General features: G+C 67.5%; 20 protein-coding genes and 1 other RNA gene. 11 read left to right on the top strand and 10 right to left on the bottom strand.

What is annotated here, in order from left to right:
• Positions 1 to 75: 75 nt before the first annotated feature.
• The 10 genes from H7H34_RS18720 to tkt all read right to left on the bottom strand — a co-directional run bounded on the left by H7H34_RS18720 (position 76) and on the right by tkt (position 12,217).
• Positions 76 to 1,077: a flagellar motor protein MotA gene (locus H7H34_RS18720; protein ID WP_185926088.1), complete on the bottom strand. Its 1,002-nt coding sequence runs from the start codon at positions 1,075 to 1,077 to the stop codon at positions 76 to 78.
• Between the two features lie 104 nt (positions 1,078 to 1,181).
• Positions 1,182 to 1,976 (bottom strand): inositol monophosphatase family protein, encoded by a 795-nt coding sequence (locus H7H34_RS18715; protein ID WP_067218705.1) that lies wholly within the window; start codon positions 1,974 to 1,976, stop codon positions 1,182 to 1,184.
• Between the two features lie 105 nt (positions 1,977 to 2,081).
• Positions 2,082 to 2,645: an elongation factor P gene (gene efp, locus H7H34_RS18710; protein WP_120269600.1), complete on the bottom strand. Its 564-nt coding sequence runs from the start codon at positions 2,643 to 2,645 to the stop codon at positions 2,082 to 2,084.
• Between the two features lie 221 nt (positions 2,646 to 2,866).
• Positions 2,867 to 4,132, bottom strand: a complete 1,266-nt coding sequence (locus H7H34_RS18705) for a tetratricopeptide repeat protein (protein ID WP_209006252.1) — start codon at positions 4,130 to 4,132, stop codon at positions 2,867 to 2,869.
• Complete coding sequence (locus H7H34_RS18700; protein ID WP_120269599.1) at positions 4,129 to 4,773, bottom strand: thiamine phosphate synthase; 645 nt, start codon at positions 4,771 to 4,773, stop codon at positions 4,129 to 4,131. Before H7H34_RS18700 ends, H7H34_RS18705 begins: the two co-directional genes overlap by 4 nt.
• A 122-nt stretch (positions 4,774 to 4,895) precedes the next feature.
• Positions 4,896 to 5,927 carry a class I fructose-bisphosphate aldolase gene (locus H7H34_RS18695; RefSeq protein WP_185926087.1) on the bottom strand — a complete coding sequence of 344 codons (1,032 nt, stop codon included), beginning with the start codon at positions 5,925 to 5,927 and terminating at the stop codon, positions 4,896 to 4,898.
• A gap of 109 nt (positions 5,928 to 6,036) precedes the next feature.
• Positions 6,037 to 7,230, bottom strand: coding sequence for a phosphoglycerate kinase (locus H7H34_RS18690; protein WP_185926086.1), 1,194 nt, complete (start codon positions 7,228 to 7,230; stop codon positions 6,037 to 6,039).
• A gap of 66 nt (positions 7,231 to 7,296) precedes the next feature.
• Complete coding sequence (gene gap / locus H7H34_RS18685; protein ID WP_120269596.1) at positions 7,297 to 8,304, bottom strand: type I glyceraldehyde-3-phosphate dehydrogenase; 1,008 nt, start codon at positions 8,302 to 8,304, stop codon at positions 7,297 to 7,299.
• A gap of 194 nt (positions 8,305 to 8,498) precedes the next feature.
• Entirely contained in the window at positions 8,499 to 10,049 is a 1,551-nt protein-coding gene (locus H7H34_RS18680; RefSeq protein WP_185926603.1) for an adenylate/guanylate cyclase domain-containing protein, read from the bottom strand.
• 185 nt (positions 10,050 to 10,234) lie between these two features.
• A complete protein-coding gene (gene tkt, locus H7H34_RS18675) occupies positions 10,235 to 12,217 on the bottom strand; it encodes a transketolase (RefSeq protein ID WP_185926085.1) in 1,983 nt (660 codons plus the stop codon).
• Positions 12,218 to 12,618: 401 nt separating this feature from the next.
• Here tkt and H7H34_RS18670 point away from each other — a divergent pair, with 401 nt between their 5' ends.
• The 11 genes from H7H34_RS18670 (at position 12,619) to tolQ (ending at position 19,839) form a co-directional block, all read left to right on the top strand.
• Positions 12,619 to 12,969 carry a DUF4164 domain-containing protein gene (locus tag H7H34_RS18670; protein ID WP_120269594.1) on the top strand — a complete coding sequence of 117 codons (351 nt, stop codon included), beginning with the start codon at positions 12,619 to 12,621 and terminating at the stop codon, positions 12,967 to 12,969.
• Between the two features lie 12 nt (positions 12,970 to 12,981).
• Positions 12,982 to 13,359, top strand: a complete 378-nt coding sequence (locus tag H7H34_RS18665; protein ID WP_067218725.1) for a cell division protein ZapA — start codon at positions 12,982 to 12,984, stop codon at positions 13,357 to 13,359.
• Between the two features lie 94 nt (positions 13,360 to 13,453).
• Positions 13,454 to 13,609: non-coding RNA, 6S RNA (gene ssrS, locus H7H34_RS18660), on the top strand.
• 74 nt (positions 13,610 to 13,683) lie between these two features.
• Positions 13,684 to 14,307 carry a 5-formyltetrahydrofolate cyclo-ligase gene (locus tag H7H34_RS18655; protein WP_245165120.1) on the top strand — a complete coding sequence of 208 codons (624 nt, stop codon included), beginning with the start codon at positions 13,684 to 13,686 and terminating at the stop codon, positions 14,305 to 14,307.
• Positions 14,304 to 15,131: a TIGR00282 family metallophosphoesterase gene (locus H7H34_RS18650; RefSeq protein WP_120269593.1), complete on the top strand. Its 828-nt coding sequence runs from the start codon at positions 14,304 to 14,306 to the stop codon at positions 15,129 to 15,131. The genes H7H34_RS18655 and H7H34_RS18650 overlap by 4 nt, the downstream gene beginning before the upstream one ends.
• Before the next feature lie 224 nt (positions 15,132 to 15,355).
• Positions 15,356 to 16,105: a YebC/PmpR family DNA-binding transcriptional regulator gene (locus H7H34_RS18645; RefSeq protein WP_120269592.1), complete on the top strand. Its 750-nt coding sequence runs from the start codon at positions 15,356 to 15,358 to the stop codon at positions 16,103 to 16,105.
• A gap of 153 nt (positions 16,106 to 16,258) precedes the next feature.
• Positions 16,259 to 16,777 (top strand): crossover junction endodeoxyribonuclease RuvC, encoded by a 519-nt coding sequence (gene ruvC / locus H7H34_RS18640; RefSeq protein WP_067218737.1) that lies wholly within the window; start codon positions 16,259 to 16,261, stop codon positions 16,775 to 16,777.
• 43 nt (positions 16,778 to 16,820) lie between these two features.
• On the top strand, positions 16,821 to 17,435 hold the full coding sequence (gene ruvA, locus H7H34_RS18635) for a Holliday junction branch migration protein RuvA (protein WP_120269591.1): 615 nt from the start codon (positions 16,821 to 16,823) through the stop codon (positions 17,433 to 17,435).
• Positions 17,432 to 18,478: a Holliday junction branch migration DNA helicase RuvB gene (gene ruvB / locus H7H34_RS18630; protein ID WP_067218742.1), complete on the top strand. Its 1,047-nt coding sequence runs from the start codon at positions 17,432 to 17,434 to the stop codon at positions 18,476 to 18,478. Before ruvA ends, ruvB begins: the two co-directional genes overlap by 4 nt.
• A complete protein-coding gene (gene ybgC, locus H7H34_RS18625; RefSeq protein WP_120269590.1) occupies positions 18,465 to 18,938 on the top strand; it encodes a tol-pal system-associated acyl-CoA thioesterase in 474 nt (157 codons plus the stop codon). The genes ruvB and ybgC overlap by 14 nt, the downstream gene beginning before the upstream one ends.
• 187 nt (positions 18,939 to 19,125) lie before the next feature.
• On the top strand, positions 19,126 to 19,839 hold the full coding sequence (tolQ, locus tag H7H34_RS18620; RefSeq protein WP_067218746.1) for a protein TolQ: 714 nt from the start codon (positions 19,126 to 19,128) through the stop codon (positions 19,837 to 19,839).
• The last annotated feature ends 4 nt before the right edge of the window (positions 19,840 to 19,843 follow it).

Below are 19,843 nucleotides of genomic sequence, written 5' to 3'. Positions count from 1 at the left end.
CTTTCGGCGTCGGGTGCCCGCCAGTCGGAAGCCCGGCGGATCGGGCGATCTTGCGCCAATTCCCCGCGAGGCGGCTCATTTGGCCTCGTCCTTGATCCGTTCGAAGGCGGTGGACATGGTCTTCAGCAGATGCTCGATGCGCTTCTGCTGCTCGGACTGTTCGTCGGCCCAGTCGCGCATCATCTGCTGTTCGCTGCGCACATGCTGGACGAGACCCTGGATACCTTCCGCGAGATTGGCCATGGCAACGGCGGCATTGCGCCCCGCGCCGCCTCCGCCCTCGGAAACGGCCTTGCGCAGGTTGTCGATGGCAAAGCGCAGCTCGACGAGACCGGAGCTACCACCGGCGCTGTCTTCCGGCTCGATGTCGGTCAGCGTGGTCAGCCAGTCTTCGAGCTCGTTGTAGAAGCGGTTCTGCGCCTGGCCGGCCTGCAGGTCGAGGAAGCCGAGGATCAGCGATCCGGTGAGGCCGAACAGCGAGGACGAGAAGGCGGTGCCCATGCCTGCAAGCGGGGCTTCGAGGCCCGCCTTGAGGTCCTCGAAGATGACATTGGCATCGCCCGAGCCGACATCGAGGCTCTGGATCGTGATGTTGACCGAGCCGACGGTCTGCAGCAGGCCCCAGAACGTGCCGAGCAGGCCGAGGAAGACGAGGAGACCGGTGAGGTAGCGCGCCATCTCGCGCGCCTCGTCGAGGCGCATGCCGATGGAATCGAGGATCGAGCGGGTCGTCGCCGGCGACAGGATGGTATCGCCGGCACGGTTGCCGAGCAGCGTCGCCATCGGCGCCAGCAGTACCGGCGGACGCCGAACCTCGATGCCCGGGTCGCCGAGCCGGAAGCCGTTCACCCAGTTCACCTCCGGCATCAGGCGGATCGCCTGGCGGATGGCGAGCAGGATGCCGACGAGTCCGGTGCCGATGATCAGTCCGTTGAGACCGGGGTTGCTCATGAAGGCTGTGGCGATCTGGCGGTACAGGATCAGCGCGATGAACGCGACCACCGCCAGGAAGATGATCATCCGGATCAGATAGACCCAGGGACTGGACAGGCTGTACGGATCATAGGCACGCGCCATGACGGCTTGTCTTCTCCCTGTTGAGGACAAGCCCTTGATAGCGTGATTTTCACCGGCCTGAAAAGCCGTAATGTCGGCGGGCGGTCCTGCCGCAGGGGCAGCCGTCAGCTGCGAGCGTTCTTCAAAAGCTCGCGCAGCTGGGCCTGGACCTGCTCGTTGCCGGCGACGATCGAGCGGGTTTCGAACATCTTCTCGCCGCCGTTGATGTCGGTGACGTAGCCGCCGGCCTCGCGGACCAGCAGCAGGCCGGCTGCCATGTCCCAGGGCGACAGGCCGTGCTCCCAGAAGCCGTCGAAGCGGCCGGCAGCGGTCCAGGCGAGGTCGAGGGCAGCGGCGCCGCAGCGGCGGATGCCGGCGACTTCACCCATGACGTGGCGCAGTTCCTTCAGCGTGCGGGCATGGTCGCCGACGCCGAGGAAGGGGATGCCGGTGGCGATGACGCAGTCCGGCATCGACTTGCGGGCGGCAACGCGCAGGCGGCGGTCGTTGAGGAAGGCGCCGCGGCCGCGCTCGGCGGTGAACAGCTCGTCCATCGCCGGATTGTAGATGACGCCGGCGACGATCACGCCTTCGCGCTCAAGCGCGATGGAGACGTTGAACATCGGGATGCCGTGCAGGAAGTTCGTGGTGCCGTCGAGCGGATCGACGATCCAGCGATGCTGCGGGTCCTCGCCCTCGATGACGCCGGACTCTTCCATCAGGAAGCCGTAGCTCGGGCGCGCCTTCTGCAACTCGGCGCGCACGATCTTCTCGGCGGCGATGTCGGCGGCCGACACGAAGTCGCTCGGGCCCTTGCGCGAGACCTGCAGGTTCTCGACCTCGCCGAAATCGCGAGCGAGGCTGCGACCGGCCTTCAGCGCGGCCTGGACCATGACATTCAGGATGGCGGAGCGGGACATGGCGGTTCCTGGAAAATTCCTGGCGGGGGACGACCGGAGGGCGTGCCCTTCGGGGGGAAGTCGGGAGGCCGGCGGCGCAGTCGGGGCCGCCGGCCGATAGGCAAATCAGTCGGCGCGGCGGACGTACTCGACCAGCTCGGTGTCGACGATGATCTTCTCGCCGGCGGTGATGAACGGCGGCACCATGACGCGCACGCCGTTTTCCAGCATGGCCGGCTTGTAGGACGAGGACTGGGTCTGGCCCTTCACCACGGCATCCGCCTCGGTGATCTCCAGCGTCACGTATTGCGGCAGGGTGATGCCGATCGGACGCTCCTCGTGCATCTCGAGTGTGACCATCATGCCGTCCTGCAGGAAGGCGGCGCGCTCGCCGACGAAGTCGGCCTGCAGCTCGATCTGCTCGTAGGTCTCGGTGTTCATGAACACCAGCATGTCTTCCTGCGGATAGAGATACTGGAAGTCCTTCTGCTCGAGGCGCACGCGCTCGACCTTGTCGGCGGAGCGGAAACGCTCGTTGAGCTTGCGGCCGTCGAGAAGGTTCTTCATCTCGACCTGGGCGAAGGCGCCGCCCTTGCCCGGCTTCACGTGCTCGACCTTGACCACAGCCCAGAGCGTCTCCTGGTGCTGCAGCACGTTGCCGGGCTTGATCTCGTTTCCGTTGATCTTCATGTGTCTCGTTCCGTCTCCAAAGGTCCTGCGGCGGTTCGCTCCGCGGGGGCCATCCGCTGGCCCCAGCCGCAGGCGTGTCCGGCGCCGCCAAGGCCGCCGAGCCCGGTCCGGACCTGGTCCTTGAAGAAGGCGCCGTCGCGTCGGCCGGGCACATTGTCTGGTGCGCGGCCTGTCCACCACACTTCCGGTTGCCAATCAAGCAAAAAGGCGGTTTCGCCGGCTCAGGGCGTGTTGTCGGGGTTCTCCACCACCGTCGGGTCGGCGGCGGCCGCATAGCGCTCGGCAAAGGCCGTCGCCTTGGCCAGGGTTTCCGCGTCGATCGAGCCGAGCAGCCCGTCCATCTCCAGATCGGAAATGCCGAGAGCGCGGGCGGCCATGTGCCAGCCGGCGGCCTTTTCCAGATCGACCTCCCGGCCGCGGCCGAAGGCATAGGTCCGCGCAAGCCGGTTCATCGCCACCGGGTTGCCGGCGCTGGCGGCGCGCTCGAACCAGTCGGCGGCCTCGGCCTCGTCGGGGGCAACGCCCCGGCCGTTGAAGCGTAGAATGGCGTAACGGACCTGCGCACCGACATGGCCCTGGCGGGCGGCGCGGCCCATCCAGAAGGCGGCGCGCGCCTCGCTGCGGATGTCGGCGGGGCCGTCGAGATAGAACTGTGCGAGCTGGAAACGGGCATCGACATCGCCGAGATCGGCGGCCTTTTCCAGAAGCTCCAGCGCCCGGTCGGGATCGAGAGGACGCCCCTCGCCGGTGCGATACAGGCCGGCAAGGTTGTAGATCGCCTCGGGGATCTCGTCATTGGCCGCGAGCTCGAACATGTCGCCGGCCTTCACCTTGTCTTCCGGAACGCCGAGACCGTTGAGGAGCATGAGGCCGTAGCGCAGGGCCGCGCGCGTGTTTCCGCTTGAGGAGGCGAGCTGATACCAGCTGGCAGCGCGCTCGGCATCCTGCGGCAGACCGCGGCCGGTCTCATAGAGCACGCCGAGCAGGGTCTGGGCGGCCGGGTCGCCGGCCTCGGCGCGCGGAGTGGCGAGCGACAGGGCCGTCAGATACCAGCCGCGCTGGAAAGCACCATAAGCGTAGTCACGGACCTCGCCCTCGATCTCGAGCGGCAGGGGCGGGGCGACGCTGGTCGGCGGCACGAGCAGGGGAATGTTCTCGTCGCCGCCCACGGGCTGCTGCGGCACCGCGGACAGACGCTCGGAAATCTCGGCGGCAGAGGGCATCGAACCGGCGCCGGGAAGATCGGATGCAGGAGCTGCTCCGGTGGCGGCTGGCGCTTGCGGAGAAGAGGCTGCCTCGGGCGGTGCCTCGGCAGCAGGGGCGGGAGCGGGAGCCGGCTCAGGTGTTGCCGCCGGCTGTGCGTCCGCCTTCGGTTCGGCAGGTGCGGTGCCGGTGCCGTCTTGCGCAAAGGCAGGATGTGCCGCAGCTCCAAGGAGCAGCAGCATGGCCAGCGCGCCCGCCTGCAACCGTCCGCCCCCTGCGGTCATCCGCCTTCTGCCTCCGTCAGCTCGTAGCGCGACAGGACCTCGTTGGCGGCACGAACCGCCGCTTCGGGCCCCTCGGGATGGTTCCAGACGGCGCCGCGCAGGGCGACGAAATCCGCCCCGGTCGCAGCACAGGTCTCGACGCCGGCGAGGTCGCTGCCGCACAGGGCGACGCAGGGCGTTTCGAACATCTGAGCCCACCATGACGAGAACTGCAGCGTCTTGGCGTGCGGCTCCACGTCCTCCTCGCGTTCCAGCAGGCCGAACAGAACGTAGTCGACGCCGAGCTCGGCCACCGTCATGGCGTCGTGACGGGTGCGGATATCGCCCGCCCCGACGATGCCGCGGGGGTGGAAATTCTCCAGTGCCCGCTTCAGGTCCTCGCCGGACGTGTCGACATGGATGCCGTCGGCGCGGCTGCGCCCGGCAGCGCGCGAATCGTTCTGCACCAGAACCGCCGTGCCCGCCGCCTGGGCGATCGGCACGATTGTCTCCGCGATCTTCTGGAAACCGGCCTCGCCCCAGCCGCCGTCGGTGATCAGCAGGCAGGCGACATCGCCACCGGAAAGGGCGGAGGCGAGGTCCTTGCAGAAGCCGTCGAGTTCAAAGGTCGCAGGCGTAATGAGATAGAGGCGCGGGTGCACGGCGCATCCTTCCGCTTCGTGGGCCGGGCAATTGGAACCCGTCCCGGAATGAGGGGCGATCACGGCAAAAGAGGGGCGAAACCGCCCCTCTCGTCAAGCTTGCCAGTCGGATCGGTGTCCGGTCAGGCGGTCTCGAGCGACTTTGCCCACTCGCCCTTGGCAGCGAGGCCGTTCATGCGGGCGCGGTGCAGGAACGCGGCCTGGCCGGCCGGAACGTTCTCGGTCTTGCCGCCCCACGCCTTCAGCGCGGCCTGCTGCAGCGCGCGGCCGTAGGAGAAGGTCAGCTTCCAGGGAAGCGGGCCGGCCGCGTTCATCAGGTGCAGGTGCTCGGTCGCCAGCTCGTCGGACTGGCCGCCGGACAGGAAGGCGATGCCCGGAACGGCCGCCGGCACGGTGGCCTTCAGGCAGCGCAGAGTCAGCTCGGCGACTTCCTCGGCCGAGGCCTGGATCGGGGCGTTCTTGCCCGGAACGATCATGTTCGGCTTGAGGATGATGCCCTCGAGCATGATGTCCATCTGGAACAGCTCGGCGAACACCGTGTTCAGCGTCCACTCCGTGACCTCGTAGCAGGTCTCGATGTCGTGGGCGGCGGACGGGCCGTCCATCAGCACTTCCGGCTCGACGATCGGCACGATGCCGGCTTCCTGGCACAGGGCCGCATAGCGGGCCAGCGCATGGGCGTTGGCCTGGATGCAGGTGCTGGACGGCAGGCCGTCTTCCTCGTTGATGTCGATGACCGCACGCCACTTGGCGAAACGCGCGCCCAGCTCGTAATACTCGGCAAGGCGCTCGCGCAGGCCGTCGAGGCCTTCGGTGATGGTCTCGCTCGGGAAGCCGGCCAGCGGCTTGGCGCCCTTGTCGACCTTGATGCCCGGAACGGCGCCGGCCTTGCGGATCATCTCGACGAACGGGGTGCCGTCGGCCGCCTTCTGGCGCAGCGTCTCGTCGAACAGGATGACGCCGGAGATGTAGTCGTTCATCGCCTCGGTGCTGGAGAACAGCATCTCGCGATAGGCGCGACGGTTGTCCTCGCTGTTCTCCGTGCCGATCTGGTCGAAGCGCTTCTTGATCGTACCGGTGCTTTCGTCGGCGGCAAGGATGCCCTGACCGGTGGCCACCATGGCCTGTGCGATATCCTCGAGACGTTCACTCATCCGATGAGACCCTCTTCTTGCTTGCAAGCATCGCCGCGTTGCGTTGGCGGCTTTCTACCAAAAGCGCCGCGCTTTTGAAGGCGCGGCGCAAGCTGTTTCGTCGAAAGGATTAATTCTCGAGCGCGACGACGCCCGGAAGGGCCTTGCCCTCGAGCCATTCGAGGAAGGCACCGCCGGCGGTCGAGACATAGGAGAAGTCGTCGGCAACGCCGGCATGGTTGAGCGCAGCGACGGTGTCGCCGCCGCCGGCGACCGTCGTCAGCGAGCCGTCACGGCTGCGCGCGGCGGCGTGGCGTGCCGCGGCGACCGTGGCCGTGTCGAAGGGCTCGATCTCGAACGCGCCGAGCGGGCCGTTCCACACCAGGGTGGCGGCCGTGTCGATCTTGGCGCGGACATTGTCGATGGAGGCAGCGCCGACATCGAGGATCATGGCATCGGCCGGCACCGCATCGACCGAGACGGTCTCGCTGGCCGCGCCCGCCTTGAACTCGCGTGCGACGACGGCGTCGACCGGCAGGACGATCTCGCAGCCCGCAGCGGCTGCCGCATCCATGATCCGCCGCGCGGTGTCGGCCAGATCGTGCTCGCATAGCGACTTGCCGACCGACTTGCCCTGTGCGGCCAGGAAGGTGTTGGCCATGCCGCCGCCGATCACCAGCATGTCGACCTTCTTCACGAGGTTCTCGAGCAGGTCGATCTTGGAGGAGACCTTGGCGCCGCCGACCACGGCGAGCACCGGACGAACGGGCGTGGTCAGGGCGGAGGCGAGGGCCTCCAGCTCCGCCTGCATGGTGCGGCCGGCATAGGCGGGCAGGCGGCGGGCCAGCCCTTCGGTCGAGGCATGCGCGCGGTGGGCGGCGGAGAAGGCGTCGTTGACATAGAGATCGCCGAGCGCGGCCAGCGCGTCGGCGAAGGCGCCGTCGTTCTTTTCCTCGCCCGCATGGAAGCGGGTGTTCTCGAGCAGCGCGACGTCGCCGTCCTTCAGCCCGTCGATGACGGAGGCGGCAAGATCGCCGATGCAGTCGGCGGCGAAGGCAACCGGCCGGCCGAGCCGCTCGGTCAGGGCCGCGGCGACGGGCGCCAGGCTCATCTCCGGCATCACGGCGCCCTTGGGGCGGCCGAAATGGGCGAGCAGCACGACCCGAGCGCCCTTGTCGGCGAGCTCGCGGATGGTCGGCAGCACCCGGTCGATGCGGGTCGTGTCGGTCACCCGGTTGCCGTCCATCGGCACGTTCAGGTCGACGCGCACCAGCGCGCGACGGCCGGACAGGTTGCCGAGATCGTCAAGGGTCTTGAAGGTCATGGATCGCTCGCCTGGATGTCTCATGTGCGACGGCCGGCGCGAAGGGCGCCGGCCGCTGCTGCCAATTCAGATGGTCTTCGCGAAGGCCACCGCGGTGTCCGACATGCGGTTGGAGAAGCCCCACTCGTTGTCGTACCAGGACATGACGCGGACGAGATCGCCGTCGATGACCTTGGTCTGGTCGAGCGCGAAGGTCGACGAGGCGCCGTTGTGGTTCAGGTCGATGGAGACCAGCGGCTCGTCGGTGTAGGCGAGAATGCCCTTGAGGGCGCCGTCGGCGGCCGCCACCAGCGCGGCGTTGACCTCGGCAACCGTGACCTTGCGCTTGGGCACGAACTTGAAGTCGATGACCGAGACGTTGGGCGTGGGGACGCGGATCGACACGCCGTCCAGCTTGCCGTTCAGTTCCGGCAGCACCAGGCCGACGGCCTTCGCGGCGCCGGTCGAGGTCGGGATCATCGACATGGCCGCGGCGCGGGCGCGGTACAGGTCCTTGTGCATGGTGTCGAGCGTCGGCTGGTCGCCCGTATAGGCATGCACCGTCGTCATGAAGCCCTTCTCGATGCCGAAGGCGTCATTGAGGACCTTGGCGACGGGAGCCAGGCAGTTGGTGGTGCAGGAGGCGTTGGAGACGACCTTGTGCTCGCTGGAGATCTGGTCGTGGTTCACGCCGTAGACGACCGTCAGGTCGGCGCCGTTGGCCGGCGCGGAGACCAGCACGCGCTTGGAGCCGTTCTCCAGGTGCAGGGCGGCCTTGTCGCGGTCGGTGAAGATGCCGGTGCACTCCATGGCGATGTCGACGCCGAGCGCGCCCCAGGGCAGCTCCTTCGGATCGCGCAGGGCCGTGACCTTGATCGGGCCGGTGCCGACGTCGATCGTGTCGCCATCGACGGTCACCTTTGCCGGGAAGCGGCCATGGACGGAATCGTAGCGCAGCAGGTGGGCATTGGTCTCGACCGGGCCGAGATCGTTGATCGCTACGACCTGGATGTCGGTACGGCCCGACTCCACGATGGCGCGCAGCACGTTGCGTCCGATGCGACCAAACCCGTTGATGGCAACCTTCACGGTCATGCTTGTCTCTCCTGTGGCGGCGAACCGCATTCCTTGGGCGATTGATCTGGTCGAGCCGGTCGATCCAAGGATGTGTTGTCCGGCTCCCGTGGTCTTTGGAGCGCCGTTTTGCGGCGCCCGATGGCTGGTTACCGAAGCCTCGTCACGGATGCAACGGGGTCCGGCAACATATCTCGCCGATGCGTCTGCATGGCTCAGGTCTTGTCGTCCTTCCCGCGCTCCTGCATCCGCACCGCGCCGAGGGCCTTTTCGAGCACGGCCTCGGCCTTGCGCCGGGCTTCCGCATCGAGTTTTGCAATGTCGAGATGCAGGACGAGGCCTTCGTCTTCCTCGTTGATCGTCTGCGGGGCGGCGGCCTCCACCTGGTGCAGGCCCTCGACCGCATAGGGCACGATCTCGCCGGGAATGCCCTTCAGCGTGATCGGGTCCAGCCGGCGCACGCGCACCCGGTCCTGCACATGGGCCCAGGTCTCGTAGGAGATGACAATGCCGCCCGGCTGGGCAATGCCCTGCAGGCGGGCGGCCAGGTTCGCCTCGGCGCCGATGATCGTGTAGTCCATGCGGTCCGCCGAGCCGAAATTGCCGACATTGCAGTAGCCGGTGTTGATGCCCATGCGGACCTCGAACGGCTTTTCGATCCCGCGCCGCCGCCACTGGGCCTTCAGCTCTGCCATGCGCTTTTGCATCGCGATGGCCATGTCGAGGCAGGCATTGGCGTCCTCGCGCGCGCCGCGCGTCTCCGGATCGCCGAAGAAGGCGAGGATCGCATCGCCGATGAACTTGTCGACGGTCGCGCCATAGGCCTGGGCGATGGCCGACATTTCGGTGAAATACTCGTTGAGCAGGCTGGTCAGCTCTTCGGGCTGCAGATGCTCGGCCGTCTCGGTGAAGTCCTTGATGTCGGAAAAGAAGATCGTGAGCTTCTTGCGCTCGGTGGAGATCACCACGTCCTTCTCGCCGGAGAAGATCGACTTGTAGATCTGCGGCGAAAGGTATTTCGAGATCTTCATGGAGATGGAGGCGAGGAAGCCGTTCGCCTCCTCCAGTTCCGTGTTCATCCGGCGGAAGTCGTTGGCCTGGCGCCACTGCAGCCCGGCAAAGGCGGCGCCGAAGGCTCCGGCCCCGGCGAAGTACAGGAACAGGTACTTGAAGGAGAAGAGGTTCCTGGCGATCGGCTGATGGACCGTGATTTCCTGGATGCCGCGCACGTCGCCGACCTGCCAGTCGCGCTTGGGGCTCTCGGGATGGGTGTTGTGGCAGGAGACGCAGGCCTGGCCCATCACCACCGGAACGGCCATGCGGATCTGCCGCTCGAACAGCGAGCCCGAGAAGTCGGTCGCGATCGCATCCGGCGCCCGGCTCTGGCGGAAGCTCGCCAGTGCGGCGGTCTCGAACGCATCGAGCTTGTGCGGGGCCCGGTTGGCGAAGGCAAGGTCGGAGATGAAGCGATAATCGACATCGCCGCCGCCCCTGCCGGCGATCACGCCGCCGAGTTCCAGCGACAGCGTCGCCGGAATGGGAATCGCCCCGGCGACGTCCTCGTAATTGTGAACGGCAACGGAATCGCCCGTATAGCCCTGGACGCGGCCGACGACATTGGCGCCGTAATAGGCGCGGATCTCCGACACCATTGCGTTGAGGGTGCGGGCCTGGGTCGTCAGGCCTGCGTCGGAGAGGTTTCTGAGGTCGAGCCAGACGGCAATGGGCAGCAGCACGAGGGCCGCAACGACCGCGAGAGCGAGAATCCACGGCCGCTCGGCGACGGAGCGCCAGAGTGCGTGGGTGGAACGGTGCTTCCCGGTATTGGGCAACACGTCGGCAATCTCCCGCTAATCGACACCTCTTCAAGCCGATCGCCGCGCAAGCGCGGCGGACAGGAGAGGGCGGCGCCGGTGCGCCGCCCCATCCGGATCTTGCCGGAAACCGCCGCTTACAGGCGGGCGTTGACCGCAGCGACGACCGCTTCCGGCGTGATGCCGAAGTGGCGGTAGAGCTCCTGGTAGGGGCCGCTCGCGCCGAAACCGGTCATGCCGATGAAGATGCCGTCCGAACCGATGATCGCGTCCCAGCCCATGCGAATGCCGGCCTCGATGGCGACCTTGACCTTTGCCGAGCCGGCGATGTCGGCCCGGTAGTCGGCCGACTGGCGCTCGAAGCGCTCCATGCAGGGCACGGAGACGACGCGGGTCGCGGTGCCGGCGGCTTCCAGGGTCTCGCGGGCCTTGAGGGCGATCTCGACCTCCGAACCGGAGGCAAAGATGGTGACCTCGGGCGCCTCGTCGCTGTCGGCGACCACATAGGCGCCGCGGGCGGACAGGTTCTCGGTCTCGTAGCTCGTGCGCACCGGCGGCAGGTTCTGACGCGTCAGCGCGAGAACGCTCGGCGTTTCCTCGGCTTCCAGTGCCAGCTGCCAGCATTCCAGCGTCTCGGTGACGTCGGCCGGGCGGTAGAAATCGAGGTTCGGGATCGCACGAAGCGCCGCGTAGTGCTCGACCGGCTGGTGGGTCGGGCCGTCCTCACCCAGGCCGATGCTGTCATGGGTCATCACGTGGATGACGCGCTGGCGCATCAGGGCCGCAAGGCGGATGGCCGGGCGGGCATAGTCGGAGAACACCAGGAAGGTGCCGGAATAGGGAATGGTGCCGCCATGCAGCGCCATGCCGTTCATCGCGGCGGCCATGCCGTGCTCGCGGATGCCCCAGTGCAGGTAGCGGCCGGTGAAGTCGTCCGGCGTGATCGGGGCGGTGTCGGCCGTCTTGGTGTTGTTCGAGCCGGTCAGGTCGGCGGAGCCGCCGATGGTCTCCGGCACCACCTTGGTGATCGTGCCGAGCACATATTCGGAGGCCTTGCGGGTCGCCATGGTCGGCTTGTCCTGGGCGATCTGCTTCTTCAGCTTCGCCATCGCGTCGGCGAAACCGGACGGCAGGTCGCCGCGCAGACGGCGCTCGAACTCGGAGCGCAGCTCAGTGTCGGCGGCGGCAAGACGCTTTTCCCACTCCTTGCGGGCCTGGCCGGAACGCAGGCCGGCAATGCGCCAGGCGTCGAGAATGTCGCTGGGAACGTCGAAGGCCTCATGGGCCCAGCCGAGCGCCTTGCGGGTCGCGGCCAGTTCCTCGGCGCCGAGCGGCGATCCGTGGACCTTCTCTGAGCCGGCCTTGTTCGGGGCGCCGAAGCCGATGGTGGTCTTGGCGGCGATCAGGGTCGGGCGGTCGTTCTCGCGCGCCTTGGCCAGGGCGGCGGCGATGGCTGCCGGGTCGTGGCCGTCGATGGCGACGGTCGCCCAGCCGCTGGCCTCGAAGCGCTCCAGCTGGTTGGTGCTGTCGGTAAGCGACACCTTGCCGTCGATGGAGATGCCGTTGTCGTCCCAGATGACGATCAGACGGTCGAGCTTCAGGTGACCGGCGAGCGAGATCGCCTCCTGGCTGATGCCTTCCATCAGGCAGCCGTCGCCGGCCAGCACGTAGGTGTAGTGGTCGGTGAGGTCGTCGCCGAACGTCTCGCGCAGATGACGCTCGGAGATCGCCATGCCGACGGCATTGGCAAGGCCCTGGCCGAGCGGTCCGGTGGTCGTCTCGATGCCGGCGCCGTGGCCGAACTCGGGATGGCCGGCGGTCAGCGCGCCGATCTGACGGAACTTCTTCAGCTGGTCGAGGGTGAAGTCCTCGGAGCCGAGCAGGTAGTGCACCGCATAGAGCAGCATCGAGCCGTGGCCGGCCGACAGGATGAACCGGTCACGGTCCGGCCAGTCCGGGCGGGTCGGGTCGTAGTGCATGACCTGGGTGAACAGCACGGTCGCGATATCGGCCGCGCCCATGGGCAGGCCGGGGTGGCCGGACTTGGCCGCTTCCACGGCATCTGCTGCGAGGAAACGGATCGCATTGGCCATGCGATTGTGCTTTTCGAGATCGATCATCTGATTCCGTTCGTCCCTGTCGGCGGCCCACGCGGGCTACTCGTCCGTGATGCGGGCACCGCACGGGCCCCGGTTCCGACATCCGGCCTGTCCCTGGCTGGCGCTGCGGGGAGGTGCTGCGCCCGCTCGGGACGGGTCGGTGCGGGTCGTGTCCGGGCCGCCGGCGATATCGGTTTTTCGGCGGTTGCGACCGGTTTTCACCGGACCCCGCCGAAGCGGCTCGACAAATATCAGGAACCTTGGGCGAGTCAACAAAGCGGATGGCCGGAGACCCGGGGGGAAGGGCGCGCATCCGTCGATCTCGCATCGGGCGGCAAGGAATGGTATAGCGGCAGAGGGCGGATGCGGGTATTCCGCCCGCGGGCGCCATTGAGCGCACAGCGAATCCACAAGGGGGTGGAATGGACGATACGTCGGGACTTTCCGGGGGGCAGTCGGGCGGGGACGAGACCCGGCCGGTCGCGTCCGCGGCAGGGTCCGGCGCCAGCGTGGATGCAGCGCTCGAGCGGCTGGCCCGTGCCGTTTCGCGGCTCGACGCGGCGGTGCAACGGCGGCTGGAATCGGACATGTCGCTGGGCGGACTGCAGGAAGAGCTGCAGCGGCTGGGCGAGGACCGGTCCTCGCTGGCCGCGACACTGGACACGGCCGAGGCGCGTGTCGCCCGGCTGGAGGATGCCAATCGCGAAGTGTCGCGACGGCTGGTGTCGGCAATGGAATCGATCCGCTCCGTGCTCGAGACGCATGGCGGCTGAGGCGACGAGGCGATGGCTCAGATAATCGTGACGATCAACGGACGCAGCTTCCGCATGGCCTGCGACGATGGCGAGGAAGAGCGGCTGACCGCGCTTGCCCGCCGCTTCGACAGTGCCATCGACAGCCTGCGCGGCAGTTTCGGCGAAATCGGCGACCTGCGCCTGACCGTGATGGCCGGGATCATGGTCACCGACGAACTGGCGGAGCGCGAGCGCCGGCTCGCGGCGCTGCAGGACGAGGTGGACAGCCTGCGCGAGGCGCGGCGGGCGGCACTGGACAGCGCGGCGCGCAACGACGCGGAACTTGCCGGCAAGATCGTCACGGCGGCCGAGCGGATTGAGGCGCTGGCCGACGGCCTGGCGCGATCCATGCGACCGGCGGATGCCTGACCGCACACGGTCGCAGGCACGCTTCAGCCCTGCCGGCCGGCCATGCGAAAACGTGTGTTGTATTTCACGGCAAAGCGACCCTATATCGGGGTTGGCGTGGCTGCGCGGTGCGTCAGGAGACATATCCCCGGGGCCTTACGCATCCCTAGGGAGCTGTTCCTGCTCCGGCCCGTGGGCTGGAGTATACGGCGCCCACCTACTCTGTAGGTTTCCCGGGATTGCAACCTCCAACGGCCGAGGTGGCCACGTCATCTTCCTCGTTCGCCGTCGCCCTGGACGGAGCGTCGGCAGCCCCTTCGGCCGCCGCATCCGGGAGCGCGACGCTTGATCTTTCCCGACACCGATCTTCCGCAAGACATCCGCGCGCTGCGCGAGCGCAAATCCCTGCGCCGCAAGGAGGCGCTCGGACGCCGCGCAGGTCTCGCCGTCCAGGCGCGCATCGAGGGCGGCCTGGCGCTGGCCGATGCAGTGGATGCGCTGGCCTTTCCGCCCGGTGCCATCGTCTCCGGCTTCTGGCCGATCCGCGACGAGATCGACCCTCGCCCTCTGATGGACGCATTGCGCGTCCGCGGGCATGCGCTGTGCCTGCCGGCCATCGTCGACGGAGACCTGGTGTTCCGCCGGCTGACTCGCGAGACCGTGCTGGTGCCGGCCGGGTTCGGGACGGCCGAACCGCCGGCCGACTCTGATGTCCTCGTGCCCGACTGCATGCTGGTTCCACTGGCCGCCTTCGACAGGCGCGGCGGCCGGATCGGCTACGGTCGGGGCTATTACGACCGGGCCATCGCGCGCATCGGCGCGGAACGCGGAGCGCCGCCGGCCACCGTCGGTATTGCCTTTTCGCTGCAGGAAGTGGAAAGCGTGCCGGAGGAAAACCACGACCGCCGTCTCGACCGGATCCTGACCGAGCGCGGCTTCGTCCAACTGGAAGGACCCGATCGGGCATGAGGCTGCTGTTTCTGGGTGATCTCGTCGGCCGCAGCGGCCGACAGGCGGCGACCGACGTGCTGCCGGGACTGGTCGAGCGCCATTCCATCGACTTCGTCATCGTCAACGGCGAGAACGCCGCGGCCGGTTTCGGCATCACCGAGGAGATCCTGCAGGACGTGCTGGACGCGGGGGCGGATGTCGTCACCACCGGCAATCACGTGTGGGACCAGCGCGACACGCTCGTCTATATCGAGCGGCAGGACCGCCTGTTGCGGCCCCTGAACTTCCCGCAAGGGGCGCCTGGGCGCGGCGCCAACCTGTTCACCGCGCGCAATGGCGCAAGGGTGCTGGTGATGAATGCCATGGGCCGGGTGTTCATGGACAGCCTCGATGATCCTTTCCTGGCGGTGGAGCGGGTGCTCGACGCGACGCCGCTCGGACAGGTGGCCGATGCCATCGTCATCGACATGCATGCGGAGGCGACCAGCGAGAAGCAGGCGCTGGCGCATTTCGTCGACGGACGGGCGACGCTGGTGGTGGGAACGCACACGCATGTGCCCACCGCCGACCATCAGATCCTTCCCGGCGGCACCGCCTACATGAGCGATGCCGGCATGTGCGGCGACTACGATTCCGTCCTCGGCATGGAAAAGGACGAGCCGATCTCCCGTTTCCTGCGCAAGATCCCGTCCGGCCGCTTCACCCCGGCCACGGGCGATGCGACGGTCTGCGGGGTCGCGGTCGAGGTGGATGATGCAACCGGCCTTGCCACGGCGGTGGAACCGGTGCGGCTGGGAGGCCGGCTCGCCCGGGCATTGCCTTCGTTCTGGACGGCGGGTTGAGGCAAAAGGCTTTGCCGGGGTCGCCAGCGGATGCTGGATTTTCTCCCTGCTGCAGCCTATAACGCGCCGATCTTTTGAGATTGCAGGCAGACCCGGTTCGGCTGCGCCCGATCCGCTCCGCCCGCCCGACATCAATCCAGGAGGAACGCGCCTGGAGACCGTGTCCGGGCCGCGCGCGATCGCGGCCGAGACCGCCGGCGTTCCCGACAAGACCAGGAAGCGACATGGCCGGACATTCCCAATTTAAGAACATCATGCATCGGAAGGGCCGTCAGGACGCCGTCCGCTCGAAGATCTTCTCCAAGCTGTCGAAGGAGATCACGGTCGCGGCGAAGATGGGCGGACCGGACATCAACTCCAATCCGCGCCTTCGCCTGGCCGTGCAGAATGCCAAGGCCCAGTCGATGCCCAAGGACAACATCCAGCGGGCCATCAACAAGTCCCAGGCCGGCGATGGCGACAATTACGAAGAGCTCCGCTACGAGGGCTACGGCCCGGCGGGCGTCGCGGTGATCGTGGAGCTGCTGACGGACAACCGAAACCGCTCGGCCTCCAACGTGCGCTCCTACTTCTCCAAGTGCGGCGGCTCGATGGGCGAGACCGGTTCGGTCGCCTTCATGTTCGACCGTATCGGCGAGATCGTCTATCCGGCCGCGGCCGGCACTGCAGATGCCATGCTCGAGGCCGCCATCGAGGCCGGCGCGGAGGATGTGCAGTCCGACGAGAACAGCCACGTGATCACCTGCGCCTTCGAGGACCTGGGTGAGGTGTCCAAGGCGCTGGAAGAGACCCTCGGCGAGGCCGAGACCGTCAAGGCCGTGTGGAAGCCGCAGACGCTGACCCCGGTCGATGCCGACAAGGCCCAGACCATGCTGAAGCTGATCGGCCTGCTGGAAGACGACGACGACGTGCAGAACGTCTACTCGAACTTCGACGTGGACGAGGAAACGCTGGCCCGCCTCACGGCGGCCTGAGCGAGGCGTTTCTCCCTGGCGCTGATGCAAGAGCCCGGCAGGCTGTCCTGCCGGGCTCTTGCCGTTTCCAAGGCCCGGTTTTCTGCTGGTTTGCGGCCCCTCGGGCATGTCCGTGCTGGTCAGGCGCGGCGAATGGCGTTACCGATTTGTTCCATGGCACTCCCGATTCGCATACTCGGTATCGATCCCGGTCTCCGCCGCACCGGCTGGGGCGTGATCGTCGTGGAGGGAAACCGCATGACGTTCGCGGCCAGCGGCACGGTCGTTTCCGACAACCGCCTGCCGCTGTCTGATCGTTTGCGCCAGTTGCATGACGGGCTGCAGGAGGTTGTCGGGCAGCAGGCACCGCACGAGGCGGCGGTCGAGCTGACCTTCGTCAACAAGGATGCGGGCGCGACGCTCAAGCTCGGCCAAGCGCGCGGTATCGCGCTGCTCGTGCCGGCGCTGAACGGCTTGGACGTGGCCGAGTATGCGCCGAACCTCGTCAAGAAGACCGTGGTCGGCACCGGCCACGCGGAAAAGGACCAGATCCGCATGATGGTGAAGGTCCTGATGCCGAAGGCGACGTTCAACTCGGACGACGCTGCCGATGCGCTGGCCATCGCCATCTGCCATGCCCAGCACCGGGTGACGCCGGCCGCGGCGCGCATTGCCGAGAAGCTGGCGCGATGAGGCTTTCGACGGGTGCCGCGAAACAGGGAGCCGGGAAACGGGCATGATCGGCAAGCTAAAGGGCGTGGTTGACGAGATCGGCGACGATCACCTGATCCTCGACGTGCATGGCGTCGGCTATCTGGTCTTTGCGCCTGCGCGCGTGCTGCAGGGGCTTCCCGGACGCGGCGAGGCGGCGGTGCTGCATATCGAGACCCTGGTGCGCGAGGACCTGATCCGCCTTTACGGGTTTTCCAGCGCCTCCGAGAAAGCCTGGTTCCAGCTTCTGATGACGGTGCAGGGGGTGGGCGCCAAGGTGGCGCTTGCCGCCCTCGGCGTGATGCGGGCGTCCGAACTCGCCAATGCCGTTGCTCTGGGCGACACGGCCCAGATCGCCCGCGCGCCGGGCATCGGCAAGCGGGTGGCCGAGCGCATCGTCACCGAACTGAAGAGCAAGGCGCCGGCTTTCGCCAGCGTCGATGCGGGCACCATCGCGGCCTCGCAGCAGGCCTCGGCCGCCGTGCCGACGGCGGTGGGCGATGCGGTGTCTGCCCTCGTCAATCTCGGCTACCAGCAGGCGCAGGCGAGCGCCGCGGTGGCCGCCGCCGTCAAGAGCGCAGGCGAGGGGGCCGAGGCCGCCACACTGATCCGTCTCGGCCTCAAGGAGCTTGCCAGATGAGCGAGGACGCCGGCCGTCTCGTCTCGCCCGAACTGCGCGGCGACGAGATCGACACGACGATGCGCCCGCAGGTGCTCGATGATTTCGTCGGCCAGGCGCAGGCGCGCGCCAATCTCAAGGTCTTCATCGGCGCCGCCAAGGCGCGGGGCGAATCGCTCGATCACGTGCTGTTCGTCGGGCCTCCGGGGCTCGGCAAGACGACGCTTGCGCAGATCATGGCGCGAGAGCTCGGCGTGAATTTCCGCGCGACGTCCGGGCCGGTCATCGCCAAGGCCGGCGATCTCGCCGCGCTGCTGACCAATCTGGAAGAGCGCGACGTGCTGTTCATCGACGAGATCCATCGTCTCAGCCCGGCCGTCGAGGAAGTGCTCTATCCGGCGATGGAGGACTTCCAGCTCGACCTGATCATCGGCGAGGGGCCGGCGGCGCGTTCGGTGAAGATCGATCTGGCGCGCTTCACCCTCGTGGCGGCAACGACGCGGCTCGGCCTCTTGACGACGCCGCTGCGCGACCGGTTCGGCATTCCGGTCCGCCTGCAGTTCTACACCTCCGAGGAGCTGGAGCTGATCGTGCGCCGCGGCGCGCGCATTCTCGGCATCGGCATGAGCGACGACGGAGCCCGCGAAATCGCCCGGCGCGCACGTGGCACGCCGCGCATCGCCGGCCGCCTGCTGCGGCGGGTGCGCGATTTCGCCGTTGTCGGCGGGCAGGAAACGGTGGATGCGGCGATTGCCGACCGGGCGCTGACCCAGCTGGAGGTGGACAGCGCTGGCCTCGACCAGCTCGACCGGCGCTATCTGAACCAGATCGCGCTGAAATTCGGCGGCGGTCCCGTTGGCATCGAGACCATCGCCGCCGCCCTGTCGGAGCCGCGCGATGCCATCGAGGAGATCGTCGAGCCCTATCTGATCCAGCAGGGCTACATCCAGCGCACGCCGCGCGGCCGCATCCTGACGCCACAGGCCTTCCAGCATCTCGGCCTTGCGGTGCCGCAGGGCTCCAACGTGCCGCAGCTCGGGCTGTTCACCGATGACGACGCGTGAAGATGCGCCGCGCTGGCCGGATCTTGCCGGCCGGCTGGAGGCCGGGCGCCATGTCCTGCCGGTGCGGGTCTATTACGAGGACACGGATTTCACCGGCGTGGTCTATCACGCCGCCTATCTGAAATTCGCCGAGCGGGGACGCTCGGATTTTCTGCGCCTTTGCGGCATCCACCACAACGAACTTGCGAGCGGGGCGCACGGCGAGCCGCTGGCCTTTGCCGTCCGGCACATGGAGATCGATTTCCATGCCCCGGCCCGGATCGACGACCTGCTCGAGGTCGAAACGCACCTCAGGGAAGCGCGCGGTGCGCGCATCGTCCTGGCTCAGGAAGTCCGCCGCGAGGGGGTGCTGCTTTTCGCCGCAGCGGTGACGGTGGCCGTGATCTCTCCGGAAGGACGCCCACGTCGCCTGCCGGAGGCGCTGGCCGCGCGCCTTGCCGGTGACATGTCGCCGTCTTAACGGGACAGTAACCTTAACGCTGGCTTAATGCCGCAGGTTATCGGCGGAAACAGTCCCAGTTTCGCCAAAATCGCTCGTCATTGAGGCGGTCGATCAGCGGACAAACCGACTGGCCCGATCGATACGGGCAACCGGCAACCGATCCGGCATGTGCGCCAATGGTATCGGGCAAGAGGTCCTGAATTAGATGAATCCCGTGGAACTTGCACAAACGACCCTCGCGGCACCGCAGGGCGACATGTCTTTCTTCGCGCTGTTTCTTCAGGCGCATCTGGTCGTCAAGCTGGTGATGCTGGGCCTGGTCCTGGCGTCGATCTGGTGCTGGGCGATCATCGTCGACAAGTGGCTGCTGTTCACGCGCACCAAGCGCCAGATGAACCGCTTCGAGACCGTTTTCTGGTCCGGCCAGTCGCTTGAGGAACTGTACCGCACCCTTTCGGGGCGGGCCAACCATTCGATGGCGGCCCTGTTCATCGCCGCGATGCGCGAATGGAAGCGCAGCCACGAAGGCGCGCGCCCGGCCATCGCCAGCCTGCGCCAGCGCATCGACCGGGTGATGGATGTGACCATCGCCCGCGAGGCAGAGCGGCTGGAGGCAAGGCTTCTGGTGCTGGCGACCGTCGGCTCGGCGGCGCCCTTCATCGGCCTGTTCGGCACCGTCTGGGGCATCATGACCAGCTTCCAGGCGATTGCCGCCTCCAAGAACACCAATCTGGCCGTTGTGGCGCCGGGCATCGCCGAGGCGCTGCTGGCAACCGCGCTCGGCCTGCTCGCGGCCATTCCGGCGGTGATTGCCTACAACAAGCTCTCCGCCGATGCGGGCAAGCTGTCCGCCCGCATGGAAGGCTTTGCCGACGAGTTCTCTGCCATCCTGTCGCGTCAGATCGACGAGAGGAGCTGACCCC

Origin of the sequence: Stappia sp. 28M-7 (assembly GCF_014252955.1) — a bacterium.
Classification (GTDB): domain Bacteria; phylum Pseudomonadota; class Alphaproteobacteria; order Rhizobiales; family Stappiaceae; genus Stappia.
The sequence above is the reverse complement of the archived record's forward strand: the minus strand, read 5'-3'. Positions and strand labels throughout refer to the sequence as shown.